Origin of the sequence: Methylopila turkensis, assembly GCF_027922325.1 — a bacterium.
Classification (GTDB): domain Bacteria; phylum Pseudomonadota; class Alphaproteobacteria; order Rhizobiales; family Methylopilaceae; genus Methylopila; species Methylopila turkensis.
Genome location: NZ_BSFL01000001.1, coordinates 181,683 through 203,067 on the forward strand (window position 1 = coordinate 181,683; position 21,385 = coordinate 203,067).

The following is a 21,385-nucleotide window of genomic DNA, read 5'->3' on the forward strand; positions in this document are numbered from 1 at the left end:
TGATCTGCTGCCTCAGGCGGCCTTGCGGTTGATCTCGCCAAGCGCGACCGCGCTCAGCTTGTCGTCGGCCGCCTTCTCCTCGCGGAGAGTCTGTTCAAGCACGGCGGCGCAGTCCGCCCGGCCAAGCTCTTTCGCCCAGGCGATCAGGGTGCCGTAACGTGCGATCTCGTAATGCTCGACCGCCTGCGCGGCGGCGACGATCGCCGCGTCCAGCACCTGCTTGTCGTCGACGTCGCCGACGATGTCATCGGCCTCTTCGAGGATGCCGTTGATGGCCGGACACTTGATCGCCTTCGCCTCCGCGCCGTGCATCTCGAACACCTGCTCCAGGCGTTTGACGTGCGTTTCGGTTTCGAGACGATGGCTTTCGAGCCCCTGCTTCAATGTCGGGCTGGTCGCCTTATCGATCATCTTCGGCAGCGAAGCCAGAATTTGCCGCTCGGCGTAATAGACGTCGCGAAGCTGATGGACGAAAAGGTCGTCCATGGTTTTGATGTCCTTCGAGAACAGGCCCATCTCGCGCCTCCTTCTTTGTTGTCCATGAGCTCAGACCGCCGAGGCGGCTGAACCTCACAGTGTCAACACGCCAGCCGCGGAGACGTTCCGAACTTTCGGACGACGAGGACTGCATCAGCCCTGGCGCCGCGGCGGCGCCGCAATCGACGGCATGGATGAGACGCGCGTGAATCGCGGGCGCGCGCGTCCGATCATGATCCGCGGTCAGGAGTTCGCCATGCGCGCCGCCAGCCTTTTCGCCGCCGCCGTCGCAGCCGCCGTCGCAGCCGGAGCCGCCCGCGCCGAACCGGCGCCTGGCCCGCACGCCCGGCCCGCGACGATCAGCGTGACGGGCGAAGGCTCGGTCTCCGTCGCCCCCGATCTCGCCGTCGTGACGAGCGGCGTAGTCACCCGCGCCCCGACGGCGGCGGCGGCCCTGAAGGCCAACGCCGCCGCGATGACGAAAGTGATCGGAGCCCTGAAGGCCGCCAAGATCGAGGACCGCGACGTCGGAACGTCCGGCGTGTCCGTGCAGCCCCAGTACGACTACGGGGAGAACCGCGCGCCGAAGCTGTCGGGCTACGAGGTGCGCAACACCGTGACGATCCGCGCCCGCGATCTCGACGCGCTCGGCGGGCTGCTCGATTCGCTGGTGGAGTCCGGCTCGAACCAGATCGAGGGGCTTGTCTTCGACGTCAGCGATCGCGACAAGCGCCTCGACGAGGCCCGCCGGGCCGCCGTCAAGGACGCCCGCCGCAAGGCGGAGCTCTACGCGGAAGGGCTGCAGGTGACGCTGGGCGAGCCGCTCACGGTCGAAGAGCGTCGGTCGCCCGAAGCCAGCCCCCCGACGCCCGTGTTCATGCGCGCCAAGGCGATGGACGCCGCGCCCAGCACCCCGATCGCTCGTGGCGAGCAGGAGCTTCGCGCCGAGGTCAGCGTGCGGTGGGCGATCGCGCGCTGACGGCGTCCGAGTGACGACGCGTTAACGAGGTCCGGAGCATTCTTGCGCATGGCGCGGCCGCGAGGCGAGCGCCCAACGACAAGTCGCGAGGATCCTGTTCGATGTCGTTCGGTTTTGGTCGGTTCGTCACGTCCGCGAAACCTGCGCCCGACCTCACGCCGGCGGCCTCCGCCGGGGTGATCGATCATTCGGCGCTCGTGTCCGCGCTCGATTCGATGAAGCGCGGCGCGCCGGTGTCGGAATGGCCGGACGGCGAGCTGGGCGCCGCGCTGCAGGCCTTCGCCGCCGAGCTGACGCGGCGGGGCCGCGGCGATCTCGACGCCATCGTCGGCTTCGCCGCAAACGCCGCCGACAGCGGCGGCTTCGTCGGCTGGGTCACCCACGACATCCGCCAGGTCGCCGAAAGCACCTCCACCATCGCCGGCGCGGTCGAGGAGCTCGCAAGCTCCATCGCCGAGCTGTCATCCACCAGCCGGACCGGCGCCGACGACGCGCTCGCCGTGCGCGACGAGACCCGCCTCTGCGTCGACGAGATGCGCGAAGCCGCCGGCTCGATGGAGACGATCCACGATCGGGTTGCTGGCATCGCCATGCGCATGAGCGTGCTCGAGGACGCCGTGCGCCAGATCGCCGAGATGGCCGGCACGATCGAAGCCATCTCCAGCCAGACCAACCTGCTGGCGCTGAACGCCACCATCGAGGCGGCGCGCGCGGGCGAAGCCGGCCGCGGCTTCGCCGTGGTCGCGAACGAGGTGAAGTCGCTGTCCGGCCAGACCGCGAAGGCGACCGAGCAGATCCGGGCCCGCATCGCGACGCTGATGGAGGAGACCGAGGCGATCAAGCTCGCGACCACCGAGAGCGCCGATGCGGTCTCCGCCGGCGACGCGCGCATCCGCGCTACCGGCGGCAAGGTGGAGCTGGTCGGCGACCGGGTCGCGATCATCACAAATCACATGAACGCCCTCGCCGAAGTCCTTGGTCAGCAACGCGCCGCGACCAACGAGATCTCCGAGAACGTCACCCGCATCGCCGAAACGGCCCGTAAGACGCGCGGCGAGATCGACGAGGCGCTGAACCGCCTCGTCGCCTCGGAGGCGGCCGCGCTCGCGAGCGTCGACGCCGCAGCGGCGAAGGGCATTCCGGACTACGAGATCATCCGCATCCCCGCCGACGCCGCGACGCTGCGCCGGCAGCTCGCCGCCACCCTGGTCGGCCTCGCGCCTGCGACCGTCGACGCGACGGGCTTCGGCGCCCGTCTCGATCTAGCGAAGGACGACGGCTCGCTCGCCGAGCTCCGTCGTCTCCGCGACGCCGTGCGGCGCGACGCCGAGCGCATGATGACGTCGATCCGCGCGCAGAACTGGGACGCGGCGACCGACGCCTTCCAGAAGTGCGACGCGGCGCTTGGCGCCATCGCCAAGGCCGCGGGAGCGCGCGCCTCCTGAAGCCCAGCAAGCCGCGCGCGGCTTCGGCGTCCGCGCGCGGCTTCCGACCTACTTCTCGAACGCGGCGACGATCGTCACGGTGACCTCGTCCGACACGGCCGGGACATAGGCGCCGAGGCCGAAATCGCTGCGCTTGATCTTGGTGGTCGCGGAGAAGCCGACCGTCTCCGCCTTGTTCATCGGATTGACGCCCGCGCCGTGGAACGACGCGTCGAGCCGCACCGGCTTCGTCACGCCGCGCACGGTCAGGTCGCCCTCGATCACGGCTTTTTCGCCCGAGACCGTCACGCTGCGCGACTTGAACCTCGCCGAAGGAAACTTCTCGGCGTCGAAGAAATCGCCGCCCGCGAGATGCGACGCGAACTTGTCGGACGTGACCGACAGGCCGGAGATCGGGAACGTCACCTCGACGGTCGCCTTGGCGGGCTCCTTGGGGTCGATCGTGAGCGAACCCGTCGGCTGGCCGAACAGGCCGAACAGCGTCGAGAAGCCGAAATGATCCACGGACCAGGCGACCTGGGTGTGGTTCGGATCGACCTTGTAGGTCCCCGCCGTCACGCGCGCGACGTCGGCTTTGCCGGGGACCTCCTGCGCGAAGGTGGGCGCGGCGGCGAACGCCAGCGCGGCGGCGAGCAGGGCGGATGAGAGGAGCTTCATGGGCGGCTTCCTTTGTGAGGTCGGCCCCGTTCTGATCCATCCGCCCGTCAAGATGAAGGCGCAAGGGTTCACGCCTTCGTTTGCACGGACGCCAGAGGCGGGATCGTCACCTTGCCTGCCGGCTGTGGCGGACGCGAAGGATGGTGACGGTCCCCTGCCCCCGCTCCACCCGGTAGTCGAGCAGATAAGCGGCGCGGCCGAACGGAATGGCTAGGCGGCGGTCACCGCGGCGATTTACGACCACGCCTCGGTCGGACAGCTCTCGAAGTCGAACGAACGCATCCGCGATCAGCTCCGCGGCCCGCAGCGCCAGTACGTCGTCTTCATGTCGCAGAAAACCGACGACGCGTTCGATGTCGGCGCGGGCGACGCGCGAGACGACGACCCTCAATATTTGCGAAGCTTCGGGAACGGAGCGTCACGTCCCGCAACGCTGGCTCTCAGCCAGTCGGCGACGTCATCGGCGTCGTAGCCCAGCCGATCCCGCTCCCACTCGCGGGCTCGCTCTTCAAGCTCAGCGAGGTCTTCGGGTGAAACGTCGATGTCGGGGGCCAGATAGTCGGCGGCGAGCATATCGCTGACCGACATCGCCCCTTCGGCCGCGCGCTTCTCCAGCGCGACGGCCACGTCCTCGTCCACCTCGATCGTGCGCCTGCGGCCTTCCATGGTCTCAGCCTAGCGCAACCTCAGTTGTCGAGGAAGCTCCGGAGCTTCCGCGAGCGGCTCGGGTGCTTGAGCTTCCTGAGCGCCTTCGCCTCGATCTGGCGGATGCGCTCGCGCGTCACCGAGAACTGCTGGCCGACCTCTTCGAGGGTGTGGTCGGTGTTCATGCCGATGCCGAAGCGCATGCGCAGCACGCGCTCCTCGCGCGGCGTGAGCGAGGCGAGCACGCGCGTCGTCGTCTCGCGCAGATTGCTCTGGATCGCGGCGTCGATCGGCAGGATTGCGTTCTTGTCCTCGATGAAGTCGCCGAGGTGAGAATCCTCCTCGTCGCCGATCGGCGTTTCGAGCGAGATCGGCTCCTTGGCGATCTTGAGGACCTTGCGGACCTTCTCGAGCGGCATGGCCAGCTTCTCGGCCAGCTCCTCCGGGGTCGGCTCGCGGCCGATCTCGTGCAGCATCTGCCGCGAGGTGCGGACGATCTTGTTGATCGTCTCGATCATATGCACCGGGATGCGGATGGTGCGGGCCTGGTCGGCGATCGAACGGGTGATCGCCTGCCGGATCCACCAGGTGGCGTAGGTCGAGAACTTGTAGCCGCGGCGGTACTCGAACTTGTCGACCGCCTTCATGAGGCCGATGTTGCCCTCCTGGATCAGGTCCAGGAACTGCAGGCCGCGGTTGGTGTACTTCTTGGCGATGGAGATCACGAGGCGCAGGTTCGCCTCGACCATCTCCTTCTTGGCCTGACGGGCCTCCCGCTCACCCTTCTGCACCATCTGGACGATGCGGCGGAACTCCTGGATCTCCAGGCCGGTCTCGGTCGCGAGATTGTGGATGTCGCCGCGGATGTCCTTGACGAGGTCCTTCTCGGCCGCGACGAAGCCCTTCCAGCCCTTCGTGCCGAGCATGGCGACGCGGCGGATCCAGTTCGGGTCGAGCTCGTAGCCCTGGTACTGCTTCAGGAAGTCCATGCGATCGACGCCGAAGCTCTCGGCGAGCCGCATCAGCCGGCCCTCGAGCGCGACGAGCCGCTTGTTGATGTCGTAGAGCTGCTCGACCAGCGCGTCGATGCGGTGCTGGTTCAGCGACAGCGACTTCACGTTCAGGACGATGTCGTCCTTCAGCTTCTTGTACTTGCGGTCCTGAGCCGGCGACAGCGTCTTGTTCTGGAGACGGTTCTCGACGTTCTGGTCCTGCAGGCGACGCAGCTTCTTGTAGTCGTCGGCGACGGCGTCGAACGTCTCGAGCACGCGCGGCTTGAGCTCGGCCTCCATGGCGGAGAGCGAGACGTTGTTCTCCATGTCGTCGTCGTCGAGATCGCCCTCGGGCGCCGGCGTCTCGGACTCGCCGTCCTCGGCCTCTTCGGCCTCCTGCTCCCCCGCCGCGGCGCCGTTCTTGGCGTCCGGCCCGGCGTAGGTCGCCTCGAGGTCGATGACCTCGCGGAGCAGGATCTTCCCCTCGTTCAGTTCGTCGCGCCAGATGATGATGGCCTGGAAGGTCAGCGGGCTCTCGCAGAGCCCCGCGATCATCGCCTCGCGGCCGGCCTCGATGCGCTTGGCGATGGCGATCTCGCCCTCGCGCGACAGCAGCTCGACCGAACCCATCTCGCGCAGATACATGCGCACGGGATCGTCGGTGCGATCGGTCGGCTCGGCCTTCTGGACCACGGCGACGGGCGCGGGCCGCGAGGTTTCAACCAGATCGCCGCCCTCGACCTCGTCGTCCTCGGCGGCGGCGCCCTCTTCGCGCTCGGTCTTGTCCTCGGCGTCCTCGGACTCGACCACGTTGATGCCCATGTCGTTGAGCATCGACATGATGTCTTCGATCTGGTCGGTCGTGTTCTGATCCGAGGGCAGGACCTCGTTCAGCTCGTCATAGGTCACATAGCCGCGCTTCTTCGCCGCCTTGATCATGCGGCGCACGGCCTGATCGCTGAGATCGAGCAGGGGACCGGCTTCGGTCTCCGGCGCGCTCGCCTCGGCTTCGTCTTTCGCCTGCAATTTCGTCGCCATATCTTTCCAGTCTCCGCGCCGGCGCGTCCGCCGGCAACGCAACCGATCTCGGGCCGCGGCCCACGCCGTCAACCCGCCGACCGCAGCGAATCACCTGACATGTAGGTAAAGCCGCGACGCTTTACGTCCATGTTAACCCTACGCGAGCCCTTGCGGATCAAGGGCCGCGCCCCGCTGTCATCCCAGCCTTCGAAAATCGCGTCACATCGCCCTGACCGACCGGCCGGACGCGCCGCCAAAATTCTCAATCGAAGCCTCGGAGCCCTCGGCCGCGGACAGTTGCCTCTGAATTTCCACGATCCGACGGAAGTTGTCGTCCGTGAAATCACGACCAAAGTCCTGCTCCGCCGAGCGGAGCTCCTTATGTAACGCGCGCACCTTGTTGTGCAAGGCAGCCGCATGGCGCCAAGCGACCGCCGCGTCAACAGGATCGGCTCCCTCGCCGACCCACCAGTTGCTCGAAAGCAACGCCGCGTCCGCCCGGTCCAGCAGCGCCCCGCAGTCCGCCGCCCGCAGCGCTTCCCGCATCTCGTCGCGGTCGGACGCGCCATGGGCGTAGGCGTCGAGCGCCGCGCGCCGCAGCCGGTCCAGGTCGCGGGTCGACAGATCGAGCTCCGCGAACGCCTCCGCGAGGCTTTCGAGCAGGCTCGGATGGTTGATCGGCGCGAGCAGCAGCGCGACCTCGCGGGCCGGAAGGCGGCCTGAAGCCGCGCCGAGAAGGGGGCTCTGCCGGAGCGTCGCCGAGGCGGCGATCTGGACCGGCTCGGGCGAGGCCCCGGCGCGCGAACGGCCCCCGCCGCCCGGACGACGGGCCGCCGCCGGGCCGCGGCGCGAGGTCTGCGCCGGCCGCCCGAACGCCTGCAGCCGGGACTGGATCGCCGTCTGGTAATGGCGCTTCACCGTCTCGTCGCGGATCGCCGCGAGCGCCGCCCTCAGCCGATGCTCGAAGGCGGCCGCGCGCTCCGGCGTGTCGGTCGGGCCGGCCTCGAGCTCTTTGGCCCAGAGCACGTCGATCATCGGGCTCGCGCGGGCCAGCACCGCCTCCATCGCCGCGCGGCCCTCGGCCCGCACGAGATCGTCCGGGTCCCGCCCCTCGGGCAGGAAGGCGAAGCGCAGCGACCGGCCGGGCTGAAGCAGCGGAAGCGCAGTCTCGATCGCCCGGAAGCCGGCGCGCCGCCCCGCCTTGTCGCCGTCGAAGCACAGGATCGGCTCCGGGGCCATGCGCCAGGTGAGTTCGAGCTGCTCGGGCGTGAACGCCGTGCCGTTGGTCGCGACCACGTGGGCGATGCCCGCGCCCGACAGCGCGATGACGTCCACATAGCCTTCGACCGCGATCACCGTTCCGGCGGGATGCGCGGCCGCACGGGCGCGGTGGTGGTTGAAGAGCGTCGCGCCCTTGTGAAACAGCGGCGTCTCGGGCGAGTTCAGGTACTTCGCCGGCGCGTCGGCGCTCATGGCGCGGCCGCCGAACGCGATCACCTTGCCGCGCGCGTCCTGGATCGGGAACATGACGCGGTCGCGGAACCTGTCGAACGGCTCCGCGATGTCCGGCCCGGAGACGAGAAGCCCCGCCTCGACCATGTCGGCGACGGGCACGTTCTTCGCGCGCAGATGGTTGCGCAGCGCGAAACGGTCGTTCGGCGCGTAGCCCATGCGGAACGCCGCCTGAAGCTGAGGCGACAGCGCCCGGCCGGCGAGGTAGCCGCGCGCCGCCGCGCCGCCGCGATCCTGAAGCTGCGCCTCGAAGAACAGCGCGGCCATCTCCATGATCTCGACGAGGCCGGCCCGCGTCTCGGCCCGCCGCGCCTCCTCCGGGCTTTCCTTCGGCAGCGGCACGCCCGCGAGCTCCGCGACCCGCTCCACCGCTTCGGGGAACGAGACCCCGTCGGTCTCCATCAGAAACTTGAACACGTCGCCGTGCCGGCCCGACGAGAAGCAGTGGTAGAAGCCCTTCTGATCGTTGACGAAGAAGGACGGCGTCTTCTCGGCGTTGAACGGCGAGAGCCCGGCGTACTCCCGACCCTGCCGCTTCAGCTTCACGCGCTGGCCGACGATCTCCGACACCGGCACCCGGTCGCGAAGCTCGTCGAGAAAAGCGGGCGTGAAGCGCATGGGGGCGGGCGACTCAGATGGGCGACGGGTCCGGCCGGAACGATCGACCTTTATATAATAGCCCGGAACGCGCGCCGCCGTGGCGCCCGCTATTCACAAGGCGCAGGCCGTGTTTTCCGACGAGGCGGCGGTCCGGCTCTCACACCTCGGGCAGGTCGTCCAGCCTCAGCGCGAAAGCCTCCGGCGCGCGTTCCGGAAGCAGCCGCTCGGTCGCCGCGGAGCGGCAGCGCCGGCCGTAGCCGTCCGGCCCGGGCTCCGCGAAGCGGTGGATCTCGCGTCGCGCGGCGTCGATCACCCAGAGCTCCGCCACGCCGAACGCGGCGTAAATCAGCGGCTTTCGGTTTAGATCGTAGTCGAGCGAGAAATCCGACACCTCGACCGCGAGCAATACGTCGGGGCCCTTCAGGTCCGCTTTGCGCACCGATCGCGGGAACACGACGAAATCCGGCTCGAGATAGGTCCGGTCGGAGAGATAGAGGCCGGTTTCGGGCGCGACGGTGTGGCTCTCGGGGCAGGCGCGTGCCCACGCCATGTTGAGCGCGACCTTGATCCCCTCGTGCCGGTTCCCCTTGGGCGACATCGGCACGATCTCCCCGTCGAGAATCTCCAGCCGCTCGTCGGGATCGATCAGCCCGACCTCCACCATGCGCACGACGTCGGCCACCGTGAAGCGGCGACGCGGCAGGCCTTCGGCGAGGCTTCGGACGGGCGCGTTCATGGATATCATGCTACCGCAAGGCGGCGTCCCCGGCGAGTTCGTTGACACGCAGGCGGTCTTTCTCTACAGAGCCGCGACGTCGCGCGGGGCCGATGAGGCTCCGCGTCGGCGTTTTGCGCACCCGTGGTCCGGCGTACTCGCGACGACCGGACCTGTCGTCCCCGCACCGGGGAAGCAGGAGGGCGCGTTCCTCAACTCAGTCCAAGGAGGACGCGATGTCGAAGCGACACGCTTCTAAGTACAAGATCGACCGCCGTCTCGGCGAGAACATCTGGGGCCGCCCGAAGAGCCCAGTCAACCGCCGCGACTACGGCCCGGGCCAGCACGGCCAGCGCCGCAAGGGCAAGCTGTCCGACTTCGGCGTGCAGCTCCGCGCCAAGCAGAAGCTCAAGGGCTATTACGGCTCGATCTCCGAGAAGCAGTTCCGCCGCGTCTACGCGGAGGCGACCCGCCTCAAGGGCGACACCTCGGCCAACCTGATCGGCCTGCTGGAGCGCCGCCTCGACGCGGTCGTCTACCGCGCCAAGTTCGTGCCGACCGTGTTCGCCGCGCGCCAGTTCGTGAACCACGGCCACGTCAAGGTGAACGGCCGCCGCGTCAACATTCCGAGCTACCTCGTGAAGGTCGGCGACGTGATCGAGGTTAAGGAGAGCTCCAAGCAGCTCGCCATTGTGATCGAGGCCGCGGCCTCCGGCGAGCGCGACGTGCCGGACTACCTCGAGGTCGACCACAACAAGATGACGGCGAGCTACGTGCGCGTGCCGTCCCTGACCGAGGTGCCCTACCCGGTCCACATGGAGCCGAACCTGGTCGTCGAGTACTACTCGCGCTGATCAGGTCCTCCGGACCCACGGAATTACAAAAGGCCGCCCTTTGGGGCGGCCTTTTTCGTTGAGGGACCAGTGCGCCGTCAGGCCGCAGCTGCAGCGCGTCGGCTCACCGAGCGCCCGTCATGCCCGGCCATTCCCGAGCAATGCCTCGAACTCAGTTTGGAAATTGCGGACGCTGCGCGCGAAAGCGCGGGCATGACGACCGCGTTCGGGAATGCGCTGGCGACCCCGGCAGGATTTGAACCTGCGACCATCGGCTTAGAAGGCCGGTGCTCTATCCAGCTGAGCTACGGGGCCTGACGCGGCGCGCGGGCGTCGTCAGTGCGTCCAGGGCTCGGGCAGGCCGGCCCGGAAGTTGTCGGAATAGGCGGCCGTCCGGGGCGTCGCGGGCTTCGGCTCCTGCACGCGATAGGCGAGCCCCTCGCGCTCGGCGTAGGCCACCGCCTCCTCCCGCGTCGCGAAATACAGCCGAACCTGCTGGCGGGTGTCGCCAGAGGACGTCCAGCCCATCAGCGGCTCGACGCGGCGCGCCTCGGCGGGCTCATGCTCAAGCACCCAGCGCCGGGTTCTGGCCGCGCCGGACTGCATGGCGTTGCGCGCAGGCTTGAAGATGCGTGCGGTCATGCGCTGGTCCCCAAGATGTGAAGGCGCTGGTCGGGGCGACACGATTCGAACATGCGACCCCCTGCTCCCAAAGCAGGCGCTCTACCAGGCTGAGCTACGCCCCGAACACTGCCATTCACAGGGCTTTTAGCCTTTTCATGCGCGCCCCGGCAACCGGTACGAAGCATGGAAAAGCATGCCGTCCCGCCTCCCCGTCTCAGACGGGTTCTCGATCCGCCTCCAGCCGGCCCGGGTCAGGGCGCTCCGACGACGGAGCGTGTGACGAGGACGCCGACGGTCGCGGAGACGCCCGTCAGGAACGTCCCCCAGGCGATGTCGACGAAGGTCATCGCCACCGGCCAGCCCTTCAGGGTCGCGAAGTTCGTCAGGTCGTAGGTCGCGTAGCAGAAGGCGCCGAACAGCGCGCCCCAGAGGAACGCGCCCGCCCAGGTCCCGCCGAGCGACGGCAGGACCGCGAAGATGACGACGCCGACCACATACATCGCGTAGAAGGCGCCCGCGGCGGCGAGGTTGGGCCGCTCCAGCATCAGCGGACCGAGTTGGTCGCGGTAGAAATCGCGCGCGATCACCCCGAGCCACAGCAGATCGAGCGCGAAAAACACAACCGCAGTCGCGACATAGGCGACGATCCAGGTCTTCATCGGGAGGCCCTCTGTTGAATGACCGGGTGAATCGCCCGGTCGCCCGGCTTCAACCCGATGCGGTCGGCCTCGCCGGCTGCGATCTCGACCACGAAACGCACCGGCCCCCCGGATTCGATCACCTCGAGCGACAGCGGCTCCGTGCCCTTCGCGATCCGCTGCACCGCCCCGTCGGCGCGCACGAACACCATATCGAGCGAGACGTAGGTGTTCTTCATCCACATCGCGACCGGCTCGACCTTGCCGAAGTCGAACAGCATGCCGTGCTCGGGCGCGAGGGAGCGCCGGTACATCAGCCCGGTCTGGCGCTGCTCGGGGGTCGCGGCCACCTCGACGGTGAAGGCGTGCGAGCCGCTCGCGGTCTCGAAGGTCAGCCGTTCAGCCGCCGCGCGGACGGTCCCGCCCGCCGCCACGACGAAAAGCGCAGCGATGAGGGCGACGGCGCGGAAAACGCGGATCGGGAGCGGCATGGTCCGGTTGTCGGGCGGCGCCCCCCGGACGTCAATGGGCCGGAATCAATGGGAGGCGGGACCGCCTCCGACCTCGTCGGCGCGCACTTCGGCCGCCATCAGGCCTTTGGGCCCGGGGCCATAGCGGACATAGACCGTCTGGCCGGGCTTCAACTCCATGATGCCGTAGCGGCGCAGCGTCTCCATGTGGACGAAGATGTCCGGAGAACCGTCACCGCGGGTCAGGAAGCCGAACCCGCGCAGCCGGTTGAACCACTTGACCTCGACCGCCTCGAGCCCGCTCGTCGGGGTCACGTTCACGTGCGTCCGCGCCGGCGGCATCTCGCCGGGGTGGCGTGCGGTGCTGTCGTCGATCGACAGCACGCGGAAGGCCTGGGCGCCCTTCGGCCGGCGCTGCGCCTCGCAGACGATGCGCGCGCCCTCATTCGCGGTGTTGAACCCGTCGCGGCGCATGCAGGTGACGTGAAGCAGGATGTCCGCGCCGCCGCCGTCCGGCACGATGAAGCCGTACCCCTTGGCGACGTCGAACCACTTGATGACGCCGGACACCTCGAAAAGGTCGAGCGGCGCTTCGTCCGCCAGAACGCCCGGCCCCTCGTGATCGTCCGGGGCGACGCCCCGCGGCCTGTCAGCACTCATACGAACCGCCCGCCCAAACACCCGGAACGCCGCCGAAGCCTCGACTCGACAGCGGACACGATAGCATCAGGTTCGGCCGGGGAAAGCAGAAAATGGCTCAATCAAGGCGATCCTCGCGCAAAGCTGAGGCGGAGGCGGTCGAAACCTCGGGATCGAACGGCTGGAGCAGATCAACCAGATCGCAGCGCAAGACCAGATCGGCCCACGGATCGAGGTCGGTCGGCTCGCGATTGGCGATCGCCAGCGTCGCGCCTGCGCGCTTGGCGACCAGCGGGAGGCCGGCGGCCGGATAGACCACGAGCGACGAGCCGAATGCGAGAAACAGGTCCGCCTCCGCCGCGGCCCGTTCGGCGGCGCGCATCGCCGCTTGCGGCATCGCCTGGCCGAACGATACGGTCGCGCTCTTCAGCAGCCCGCCGCAGGTCCGGCACGGCGGCGGATCGCCCGTCGCCTCGAAGGTCCGGCGAATGTCGTCGAGCTCGTGCCGCAAGCCGCACGACAGACATGTGGCGTAGGTCCCGTTGCCGTGAAGCTCGACCAGCCGGTCCTCGGGAATGCCGGATCGGCGGTGCAGATCGTCTATGTTCTGCGTGACGACCAGCGCGATCACGCCGTCGGCCACGAGGCGCGCGATCGCCCGGTGGGCGGCGTTCGGCTCCGCGCCGCGTGTGGCGTCGTCCATCACGAACTTGCGGCGCCAGGCCTCGCGACGCATCTCGGCCGAGCCGACGAAGGCGTCGAAGGCGATCGGCCGGTTGCGCGACCAGAGCCCGCCGGGCGACCGGAAGTCGGGGATGCCGGAGGCGGTCGACAGGCCCGCGCCGGTGAAAGCGACCGCCTGACGCGAGGTCGCGATCAGCGCGCGCAGCTCTTCGGCCTTGAGGATGTCGTTCCGGTCCATAGCTACCCCGCGGAACCGAACGGCTGGAGAACGCCCATGCGATATCTGCACACCATGGTCCGCGTGACCGACATCGACGCCTCGCTCGACTTCTATTGCGGCAAGCTCGGCCTTGAGGAGGTGCGGCGCGCGGAGAACGAACAGGGACGCTACACCCTCGTCTTCCTCGCGCCGCCCGGCCAGCCCGACGCCCAGGTCGAGCTCACCTACAACTGGGATCCCGAGGCCTACGGGGAAGGCCGCAACTTCGGTCACCTCGCCTACGAGGTCGACGACATCTATGCACTGTGCGAGCGGCTCCAGAAGGCGGGCGTCACCATCAACCGGCCGCCGCGCGACGGGCGCATGGCTTTCGTCCGCTCACCGGACAACATCTCGATCGAATTGCTGCAGAAGGGCGCGGCCAAGCCGAAGGCGGAGCCTTGGGCGTCGATGCCGAACACCGGAGCCTGGTGACGGAGCCGCCGTGGCGCGGCAGGGAAAAGCGGTGAGGCCCGCGGCGGATCGCGGATCAGGATCCGGTCGCGGGCCTCGCCTTATCGCCGCTGGACTGCGCCGCGGTAGCCCCCGCTCCCCGGCGCCTCGACAGTGGCGATTTTCCGGGCCTCGCGAAACGTTACGAAGCCCTGAGCTGTTTTTCGACGCCGAAGCGTCAGCCTTGGGAAATTACGGCGGAGACGGGGCGGAAAGCAAGCGTGACCGTGGCGAGGCCCGCTCACGGCCACGTTATCAATGCGCTTTGCGCACCGGGCTCGCCGCGGTGATACGCCCCGCCTTGCGCCATGGGCTGCGGCCGAGACCGAGCTTTTCGAGCCCGTCCAGCAGGCGCCAGAAGATCGGCGCCTGCCGGCCGCGGAGCGGCGCCAGCGACCAGGGATCGAGGCCGACCCAGGGCAGGAAAGGGTTGCGGCGGGAATAGGCCCAGATCTCGACGCGGACCGAGGGCCGCGCGCTCGCGCCGCGCGCGTGGAAACCGCTGGTATCGGCGGCGACCAGCGTGTTCGCGGGAACCGCGAATTTCTTGGGCTCCGGCAGGCGCATGCGCTTTAGATCGCCCGGCCGCACGCGGAACGAGCCGCGCGCCGATAGGCGGTCGAGCGACGACGCTAGCACGCTCATGCGCTTTTCCCAGGCGAGACGGCGCGGGGTCTGCCGCTGCGAGCCCGGCACGTACACGAACGGCCCGGCGTCCTCCTCCACGTCGTGCAGGAACAGCCACGCCTTCAGGCTCGGATGGAAGCAGTCGGCGTGCAGCGCGGTCTGCGGATCGGTTTTGGACGAATCCACCTGCGCGAACACCGTCTGCACATAGATGATCGGCTCCGCGTCGAAACTCGCGATGTAGCGCATCAGGTTTTGAAACGCCGGCAGCCGGACCATGGCGGCGCAGGCCGGCAGCGCTTTCAGCGCATCGGGATCGAGCGCGATCCGGCGCGTGACGGCGTCGCCCTGCTTCATCTCGCGCGCAGGCGCCGTGAAGCTATCGAGCTCCGCGACGACGGAGCGGAACAGCTCCGGCGGCAGGAAGTCGCGCTTGAGCACGAAGCCGTCGCGGAAGAACGCGGCGCGGTCCTCCTCCGGCACGAGATGTTCGAGCTTGCGGCGGCGGGCGTCGGCCATGCGCTGCGCCAGCGCGACGCGCCAGGCGTGCAGCCCGCGCCGGTTCAGCCGCTCGCTGCCGAGGACGCCGTTGTCCGTGAACGATTTGGCGCCGGAGAAGATCTGCGCCGCCCACAACGGCGCCAGCAGCCATCTCAATCCCTTCGCCGCCATGCGCCGTCTCCTCGTCACGTCCGCGCGAACAAACCCGGTTCGGCCTCGCTGCGCAAGGCGGGCCCGAGGGTCGCTTCGAGACCGGCGCCATGCGGCGAGGCGACGCGCCCCGGCGCGCTGCGCCGGCGGGGTGCGAAGTATGCCGGCCAAGAGTGTCAAATGTGTGCTTGCACAGCGATGTAATGGCGATGCGCAGTCGCCGCTTTTCGTCATCCGAGGTCTCACGTCCCCAAACGAAAGCGGACGAAAGCGGCCATAGCTGCCTCCAGTCGCGCCCGCACGCTCGGGACCGGCCCTGATGATCTAGTGGCTCTCGAGAACTTGAACGTCTCTTATAGTTCAATCCCGGAATGACACACTTAAGCATCGATTCTCGGAGCGAGGCGGGAAGCACGTGCGCCGACGACGACAAAAGATCCACGTTGTCGACCGATCGCCGAGGACCTATCAATTAGTAAATAATCAGTTAATCTCTTCGTTGTCCGGTGGCGCAGCCTTTAGTTGTAGGCCTGAGATGGCAATTCCAATCAGTTTGTCCGGGTATCGGCCTTTTTTTGGATTGGAGCGCGCCCGCGCCCGCTTAGCCGCGGCGCGTGAGGCGCGCGGGCTTTCGGATCATCGAAGCGCGCCGGCGCGCGCCGGAGCCGCCGAACCTTCGACGCCGACGCCCTCGACTTACGAGGAGATCGACTTCAGCTTCGATGCGGCCGACGGAGCCTATTGGTGCTGGATGAACCCGAAGGGCGCCCCGAGCTTCACGCCGGGCATGCTCACGGAGCTCGCCTCCTACACTGCGACCATCCGCGCTCATTGCGCGCGCGCCGAAACGGACGCCGGCGTCAGCCCGCCGAAGCAGGCGGTGCTCGCGTCGCGGATTCCCGGCGTCTACAATCTCGGCGGAGACCTCGAGCGTTTCTCGCGCTGGATCGTCGCGCGGGACAGGGAGGCGCTCACCGAATATGCCTATTCCTGCATTCACGTGCTGCATGACAACGCGATCGGGTTCGGCAATCCCATCCTAACGATCGCGCTGGTGCAGGGCGACGCGCTTGGAGGCGGCTTCGAGACCGCGCTGTCCTGCCATATGATCGTGGCCGAGCGGGGCGTGAAGTTCGGGTTCCCGGAGATTCTGTTCAACCTGTTCCCCGGCATGGGCGCGTCGAGCCTGCTCACGCGCCGCGTTGGCCTCGCCCGGGCCGAAAACATGATCGCGAGCGGGCGGATCTTCACCGCCGAGGAGCTCTACGAGATGGGGCTGGTCCAGGTGCTGGCGGAGCCCGGCGACGGAGTGGACGCCACGCGCCGGCTCATCCGTCAGAACCAGAAGCGCCACAACGGGCTGACCGCCATGCTCCGCGCGAGCGCGCGCGTGTCCCCGATGCCGTACGAGGAGCTGCGCGACGTCACCGACATCTGGGTGGAGGCCGCGCTCGAGCTGCACCCGGCCGATCTCCGGAAGATGCAGCGGCTCGTCACGGCGCAGGATCGGCGGATGACCGCAGCCGGGGTCCGGAGCCCCGCCTCCGAGGCGGAGATCGCCTGAACGGCCGCGTTTCGCCGTTTGGCGAAGTCAGCGGGGCGTGTCGCCCGAACGGGCGGCGCGTTCGTGCTGGAGCGTCTTGCGGACACGCTCGAACTCGGCCTCGAGGCGCCTCACGTGCTCGGCCCCGGACGCGGCGAGCGTCTGGGCGTCCAGATTGCGGTAGGAGAGGCAAAGCTCGTACATGCCGCGCGCGCCGATGTTCGCGGCTCCGCTGCGCAGGGCGTGAGCGTGCTCCCGAAAATCGCCAGCCTGCCGCTGCGCGACGGCCTCGCGCAGCCCCGTCAGGACCGCGGCGGCGTCTCCGATGAACTCGTCGATGAGGTCGGCGACGAATTCGCGGCCGCCAAGCTCCTCGAGTTCGTCGAGGGCGACACGGTCGATCACCGCCCGACGCGTCGCCCGGTATCTCGGATGGCTCGCGATGTTCGCGACGATCTCGTCGTCGACCTCGGCCGCCGCCAGCGACGTCTCGGTCTGCCCTTCGGCCGTCTCCGTGGCCGCCCCGCGGCCGCTCGACGCCAGCTCGTCGATGGTGGCGAGCAGATGCGCCGGCTCGATCGGTTTGGTGAGGCAGGCGTCCATGCCGGCGTCGAGGCAACGCACGCGCGAGTCGGACGTGGCGTCCGCCGTCAGGGCGACGATCGGAATCCGGGGCTTCCCCAAGGACGCGAAACGATAGAGCTTCGTGCATTCGAGCCCGTCGAGCACGGGCATGTTGACGTCCATCAGCACGAGATCGAACGATCGCTCGGTCAGGGCGTCCAGCGCGAGTTCGCCGTTGTCGGCGATCCGGACCTCATGCCCGGCCCGCTCCAGCACCTTACGGATCACCTTCTGGTTGGTGCGATTGTCTTCGGCGACGAGGATTGACAGGCGGCGAAGGCCGGCGACCGCGGCCGGCGCGGGACGCATGAGAAGGTCCGCCGGCGCGCCGGCGGTCGCGCCCCTGAGCATCGCGCGAAGCTGGTCGGGGTCGGGCGACGCCCCGGTCGCCGAGGCGCAGGCCATGCGGATCTCGAAAGCCGGCAGGCCCGCGCCCAAGCCTGGATCGATCAGCGCGACCGCCGCATCGTCGTTGTGGCCGGCGCGGAGGGCCTCGATCAGCGCCTGACCGTCGACCTCCGAACCCTCGGCGTCGAGAACGATCACGGATGGGCCGCGCTCGCCGTTCGGGCGCGCGCGAAGCAGGCGAAGCGCCTCGCGCAGACCGACCGCGGGCGTCGAGGGCCATCCCGCGGCGACGACCGAAGCGGCGAGAGCCTGCGCGCGGGAGTCGGTGACCGCCATCGCGATGACGGGTTGCGAGCGCGGACGCTCGTCCATCTCGGGGATAGGCGCGCCATGTTCGAGATCCAGCTCGAACCAGAACGTGCTGCCGAACCCGACCTCGCTCTCGACGTTGATTTCGCCGCCGTTCAGTTCGACGAGCTGCTTGCAGATCGCGAGCCCCAGCCCCGTGCCGCCATGGGTGTTGATCACCGTCTCGTCGGCCTGGGCGAAGGTCTCGAAAATGCGTTGCCGCGCGGCCTCCGCGATGCCGATGCCGGTGTCGGTCACCTCGAAACGAAGGCGCAGACGCTGATCGGTCGCGACCACGGCGTCGACCGCGACCACGACGCCGCCGGTTTCCGTGAACTTGACCGCGTTGCCCACGAGATTGACGAGGATGTCCTTGATCTGCCGGGCTTCGCCCTTCAGCCAGTAGGGCGTGCGCGGCGTGACGTGGACGTTGAGCCGGAGGCCCTTGGCGCGCGCCTGAGCGGAAAGCAGCCCGCGCGCTTCCGCAAGCAGCGCGTGCAGATCGAAGTCGACTTGGCGGACCGGCATCCGCCCCGCCTCGATGCGGCTGAAGTTCAGCAACTCGTCGATCTGGCCCAGGAGCTCGCGGCCGCTGTCGCGGGCGGTCCGCGCCATGTCGCGCTGGTCGTCGTCGAGATCGGTCCCCACCAGCAGCTCGGTCATGCCGATGACGGAGTTCAGCGGGGTCCGGAGCTCATGGCTCATGCTCGCCAGGAAGAGGCTCTTGGCCCGGCTCGCCTCCTCGGCGGCGACCTTGGCGTGCGACAGCTTTCGGATCAGGGTCGCCGCATAGGCCGGCAGCACCACGAGAGCGAGCAGGAGCCCGAGCGACAGGCTGTAGTTCTCCCGCCAGTACGGGGTGAAGGCGACGGCGAGGGCGAAGCCGACCACCGCGATCGCGGCGGAGATCCGCAGCGCAGGTAGCCCGAAACGGAAGCCGTTGCCGAAGACGATCCAGAGGTACAGCGGATAGAGCACCGCCGTGGTCTGGCCGCCCACATGCATGGCGTAGGACAGGAGACCGAGGTCGAAGAAGCGCGCGAGCTTCTGGCGCAGCGCGGCGTTCCGCGGCTGCGCGACCAAATGGCCGAAGAACAGCACGCCGCCGACGCCGTAGGTCGCGGCGAGCAGGAACACCTCCCCCGACGGGTCCGCGAACGTGAAGTAGCTGAGCAGCAGCAGGCCCGCCGCGAGGCGGTTCAGCGCCATCTCGTGCTCGCCGTTCGGGCTTTCGCGCAGCCGGAGGCGCAGGGCGGCCGCGATTTCGGACGCTCGCCGGAGCCGCGACGCGGCCGTGGCGAGCCGTCTCATGCCGTCTGCGCGAGCAGGGACTCGCGTCTGACAAGGTCGACGAAGTCCGGCGCCGGCATCGGCAGGCCGAAGTAGAAGCCTTGGACTTCGTCGCACCCTTCGGCCCTGAGATGCGCCACCTGGGCGGCGTTCTCGACGCCCTCGGCGATGACGTCGAGGTCGAGGCTGTGGCCGAGGTTGACGATGGCGCGCACGATCGCGGCGTCGTTCGCGTCGGTCTTGAGGTTGTGGATGAACGACTTGTCGATCTTCAGCCGGTCGACGGGGAAGCTTTTCACATAGGCGAGCGAGGAGTAACCGGTGCCGAAATCGTCGATCGAGAAGGTCACCCCGCGGCTCTGCAACGCCTTCAGCGTCGCGACCACGCGCTCGGTGTCCTGCAGCAGGATGGTCTCGGTCAGCTCCAGTTCGAGCCGCGCCGGATCGAGGCCGGAGGCGGCCAGAGCCGCGAGCACGACCTCCTCGACGTTCTGGCGCCGGAACTGGCTCGCCGACAGGTTGACCGCGATGCGCAGCGGCGGCAGCCCGGACTGCGGCCAGGACGCCGCCTGCGCGCAGGCCTCGTTGAGCACCCATTCGCTGATCGGCGCGATCAGGCCGCACTCCTCGGCGAGCGGCAGGAAATCGCCCGGCGAAACGAGGTCGCCGTTCTCCCGGCGCCACCGCACCAGCGCCTCGGCGCCGACGATGCTGCCCGACGCGAGCGCCACCTGCGGCTGGTAGTGCAGCACGAGCTCCTCGCGCGCCAGCGCCTTGCGGAGATCGCTTTCGAGCACCGTGACGGCGCGCGCGCTGGTGTCCATGTCGGACGCGAAGGCCCGGTATCCGTCCCGCCCGCTCGCCTTGGCGCGGTACATGGCGAGGTCGGCGTTCTTCAGCAGCTCGTCGAAATCGAACCCGTGGTCCGGGAACATCGCGATGCCGATGCTGGCGGAGGTGGTGATCTCCTCGCCGTCGAGACGGAACGGCTCGGTCAGCGCCTCCCGGACCCGCCGCGCGAGATCGATCGTGTCCTCGAGCGTCGTCACGTCGGACTGCAGGATCGCGAACTCGTCGCCGCCAAGCCGCGACGCGGTGTCCGTGTCCCGCAACGTGACGCGCAAGCGGTCCGCCACGGCCTTCAGCAGGCGGTCGCCGATGTGGTGGCCGAGAACGTCGTTGATGCCCTTGAAGCGGTCGAGATCGAACAGCAGCAGCGCGAACTTGCGGCCGTTGCGGCGTGCATGGGCGATCTCGTGGCGCACGCGCTCGTGCAGCAGCGCGCGGTTCGGCAGGTCCGTCAGCGCGTCGTGATGGGCGAGATGCCGCAGATGGCCTTCCGCCCGCTTGCGGTCGCTGATGTCGAGCGATGTGGTCAGCACCGCCACGATCTCGCCGGCGCCGTCCCGGAGCGGGGCCTTGGTCGTCAGGAAATGCCGCCGCTCGCCCGCCCGGGTGAAAATCTCCTCCTCGAAGCTCGGCAGCGCCGCGCCGCTTTCGAAGATCAGCCGGTCGAGCGCCGCGCTGCGGCCCCCGTGCTCGGGGCCGAACATCTCGACCGCCGTGCGGCCGAGCAGCGCCTGCGGTTCGACGCCCTTGATGCGCGCCTGATAGGCGTTGACGAAGATGCAGCGGCCGGAACGATCGATCGCGCTGATCATCGCCGGCACGGTGTCGATGACCTGCCCGAGGCGTTCGGAGCTGTCGCGCAGCGCCTCCTCGCGGGACCGTTCGCTCGACTGGAGCTTGCGTTCGAGCTGCACGGCGCGGCTCGCGATCAGCACCTGCTGCCGACGCATCTTCAGCAGATTGCGCGCCCGGGTCAGAAATTCGTGATGGTCGACCGGGCTCTGCAGGAAATCGGTGGCCCCGGCTTCGAGCGCGCTCAGACGGAAGCTGCGCTCCTCATAGACCGTGAGCACGACGACCGGCACGTCGGCGCAGTTCGGCAGTTCGCGGAAGCGGCGGGTGAACTCCGCGCCGTCCATCTCCGGCATCTTGTAATCGGTGACGACGAGGTCCGGCGTGCGCTCCGACAGCCAGTCGAGCGCTTCGTGAGGGCCGCCGAACGTCCGCACCTCCACGTCCGGCTCGATCGACGCGGCGAGCTTCGCGAAGATGTTCCGGTTCGTGACCCGGTCGTCCAGGATGACAACGAGCGTCATATTTCGCCGCTACCGCCTCCGCCGACCGCTGTTCCGGTTTCAGGCCGCTTAGTGCTGGGCCGGCTGATGGCTTCCCTCTATCAAGAGCGGCTTAAGGAAAAGAGAATCAGGTCGCCCGCAGCCGGTTAACGGCTCGCGGCCAAGGAC

General features: G+C 68.6%; 20 protein-coding genes and 2 tRNA genes. 5 read left to right on the plus strand and 17 right to left on the minus strand.

Going from position 1 to position 21,385, the window contains the following annotated elements:
• Nucleotides 1–12: 12 nt before the first annotated feature.
• A complete protein-coding gene (locus tag PKE78_RS00780; RefSeq protein WP_271198935.1) occupies nucleotides 13–516 on the minus strand; it encodes a YciE/YciF ferroxidase family protein in 504 nt (167 codons plus the stop codon).
• Between the two features lie 217 nt (nucleotides 517–733).
• Between PKE78_RS00780 and PKE78_RS00785 the strand changes: the two genes are divergently transcribed.
• Nucleotides 734–1,456, plus strand: coding sequence for an SIMPL domain-containing protein (locus tag PKE78_RS00785; RefSeq protein WP_271198936.1), 723 nt, complete (start codon nucleotides 734–736; stop codon nucleotides 1,454–1,456).
• A gap of 101 nt (nucleotides 1,457–1,557) precedes the next feature.
• Nucleotides 1,558–2,901 carry a methyl-accepting chemotaxis protein gene (locus tag PKE78_RS00790; RefSeq protein WP_271198937.1) on the plus strand — a complete coding sequence of 448 codons (1,344 nt, stop codon included), beginning with the start codon at nucleotides 1,558–1,560 and terminating at the stop codon, nucleotides 2,899–2,901.
• A 48-nt stretch (nucleotides 2,902–2,949) separates the two neighbouring features.
• Here PKE78_RS00790 and PKE78_RS00795 read toward each other — a convergent pair whose 3' ends face one another.
• From PKE78_RS00795 to PKE78_RS00820, 6 genes are all read right to left on the minus strand, one after another.
• A complete protein-coding gene (locus tag PKE78_RS00795; protein ID WP_271198938.1) occupies nucleotides 2,950–3,558 on the minus strand; it encodes a YceI family protein in 609 nt (202 codons plus the stop codon).
• 106 nt (nucleotides 3,559–3,664) lie between these two features.
• Nucleotides 3,665–3,949, minus strand: coding sequence for a type II toxin-antitoxin system RelE/ParE family toxin (locus tag PKE78_RS00800; protein WP_271198939.1), 285 nt, complete (start codon nucleotides 3,947–3,949; stop codon nucleotides 3,665–3,667).
• The gene (locus tag PKE78_RS00805) at nucleotides 3,946–4,224 is read right to left on the minus strand and encodes a hypothetical protein (protein ID WP_271198940.1); all 279 of its coding nucleotides are present in this window, start codon (nucleotides 4,222–4,224) and stop codon (nucleotides 3,946–3,948) included. Before PKE78_RS00805 ends, PKE78_RS00800 begins: the two co-directional genes overlap by 4 nt.
• A gap of 20 nt (nucleotides 4,225–4,244) precedes the next feature.
• Complete coding sequence (gene rpoD / locus PKE78_RS00810; protein WP_271198941.1) at nucleotides 4,245–6,233, minus strand: RNA polymerase sigma factor RpoD; 1,989 nt, start codon at nucleotides 6,231–6,233, stop codon at nucleotides 4,245–4,247.
• 201 nt (nucleotides 6,234–6,434) lie between these two features.
• On the minus strand, nucleotides 6,435–8,345 hold the full coding sequence (gene dnaG, locus PKE78_RS00815; protein ID WP_271198942.1) for a DNA primase: 1,911 nt from the start codon (nucleotides 8,343–8,345) through the stop codon (nucleotides 6,435–6,437).
• 139 nt (nucleotides 8,346–8,484) lie between these two features.
• Nucleotides 8,485–9,063, minus strand: a complete 579-nt coding sequence (locus PKE78_RS00820; protein WP_271198943.1) for a Uma2 family endonuclease — start codon at nucleotides 9,061–9,063, stop codon at nucleotides 8,485–8,487.
• Between the two features lie 215 nt (nucleotides 9,064–9,278).
• Between PKE78_RS00820 and rpsD the strand changes: the two genes are divergently transcribed.
• The gene (rpsD, locus tag PKE78_RS00825) at nucleotides 9,279–9,896 is read left to right on the plus strand and encodes a 30S ribosomal protein S4 (RefSeq protein WP_271198944.1); all 618 of its coding nucleotides are present in this window, start codon (nucleotides 9,279–9,281) and stop codon (nucleotides 9,894–9,896) included.
• 217 nt (nucleotides 9,897–10,113) lie between these two features.
• Here the strand turns inward: rpsD and PKE78_RS00830 are convergent.
• From PKE78_RS00830 to PKE78_RS00860, 7 genes are all read right to left on the minus strand, one after another.
• Nucleotides 10,114–10,190 (minus strand) — tRNA-Arg (locus PKE78_RS00830).
• Between the two features lie 21 nt (nucleotides 10,191–10,211).
• Nucleotides 10,212–10,517, minus strand: coding sequence for an ETC complex I subunit (locus tag PKE78_RS00835; protein WP_271198945.1), 306 nt, complete (start codon nucleotides 10,515–10,517; stop codon nucleotides 10,212–10,214).
• A gap of 27 nt (nucleotides 10,518–10,544) precedes the next feature.
• Nucleotides 10,545–10,621: transfer RNA gene (locus tag PKE78_RS00840), tRNA-Pro, on the minus strand.
• 129 nt (nucleotides 10,622–10,750) lie between these two features.
• A complete protein-coding gene (locus PKE78_RS00845; protein WP_271198946.1) occupies nucleotides 10,751–11,158 on the minus strand; it encodes a DUF2177 family protein in 408 nt (135 codons plus the stop codon).
• The gene (locus tag PKE78_RS00850; RefSeq protein ID WP_271198948.1) at nucleotides 11,155–11,628 is read right to left on the minus strand and encodes a DUF192 domain-containing protein; all 474 of its coding nucleotides are present in this window, start codon (nucleotides 11,626–11,628) and stop codon (nucleotides 11,155–11,157) included. Before PKE78_RS00850 ends, PKE78_RS00845 begins: the two co-directional genes overlap by 4 nt.
• Nucleotides 11,629–11,673: 45 nt before the next feature.
• Complete coding sequence (locus PKE78_RS00855; protein ID WP_271198950.1) at nucleotides 11,674–12,267, minus strand: cold-shock protein; 594 nt, start codon at nucleotides 12,265–12,267, stop codon at nucleotides 11,674–11,676.
• A gap of 97 nt (nucleotides 12,268–12,364) precedes the next feature.
• Nucleotides 12,365–13,168, minus strand: a complete 804-nt coding sequence (locus PKE78_RS00860) for an SIR2 family NAD-dependent protein deacylase (protein ID WP_271198951.1) — start codon at nucleotides 13,166–13,168, stop codon at nucleotides 12,365–12,367.
• A 36-nt stretch (nucleotides 13,169–13,204) separates the two neighbouring features.
• Between PKE78_RS00860 and PKE78_RS00865 the strand changes: the two genes are divergently transcribed.
• Nucleotides 13,205–13,624: a VOC family protein gene (locus PKE78_RS00865; protein ID WP_271198952.1), complete on the plus strand. Its 420-nt coding sequence runs from the start codon at nucleotides 13,205–13,207 to the stop codon at nucleotides 13,622–13,624.
• 273 nt (nucleotides 13,625–13,897) lie between these two features.
• Here the strand turns inward: PKE78_RS00865 and PKE78_RS00870 are convergent, their stop codons facing one another.
• On the minus strand, nucleotides 13,898–14,941 hold the full coding sequence (locus PKE78_RS00870; protein WP_271198953.1) for a phytanoyl-CoA dioxygenase family protein: 1,044 nt from the start codon (nucleotides 14,939–14,941) through the stop codon (nucleotides 13,898–13,900).
• 514 nt (nucleotides 14,942–15,455) lie between these two features.
• Here PKE78_RS00870 and PKE78_RS00875 point away from each other — a divergent pair.
• Nucleotides 15,456–16,484 (plus strand): crotonase/enoyl-CoA hydratase family protein, encoded by a 1,029-nt coding sequence (locus PKE78_RS00875; protein ID WP_271198954.1) that lies wholly within the window; start codon nucleotides 15,456–15,458, stop codon nucleotides 16,482–16,484.
• 27 nt (nucleotides 16,485–16,511) lie between these two features.
• Here the strand turns inward: PKE78_RS00875 and PKE78_RS00880 are convergent, their stop codons facing one another.
• Together PKE78_RS00880 and PKE78_RS00885 are read right to left on the minus strand one after the other, a co-directional pair.
• Nucleotides 16,512–19,094: a hybrid sensor histidine kinase/response regulator gene (locus PKE78_RS00880; RefSeq protein ID WP_271198955.1), complete on the minus strand. Its 2,583-nt coding sequence runs from the start codon at nucleotides 19,092–19,094 to the stop codon at nucleotides 16,512–16,514.
• Nucleotides 19,091–21,238, minus strand: a complete 2,148-nt coding sequence (locus PKE78_RS00885) for a two-component system response regulator (RefSeq protein WP_271198956.1) — start codon at nucleotides 21,236–21,238, stop codon at nucleotides 19,091–19,093. Before PKE78_RS00885 ends, PKE78_RS00880 begins: the two co-directional genes overlap by 4 nt.
• Nucleotides 21,239–21,385: the final 147 nt, after the last annotated feature.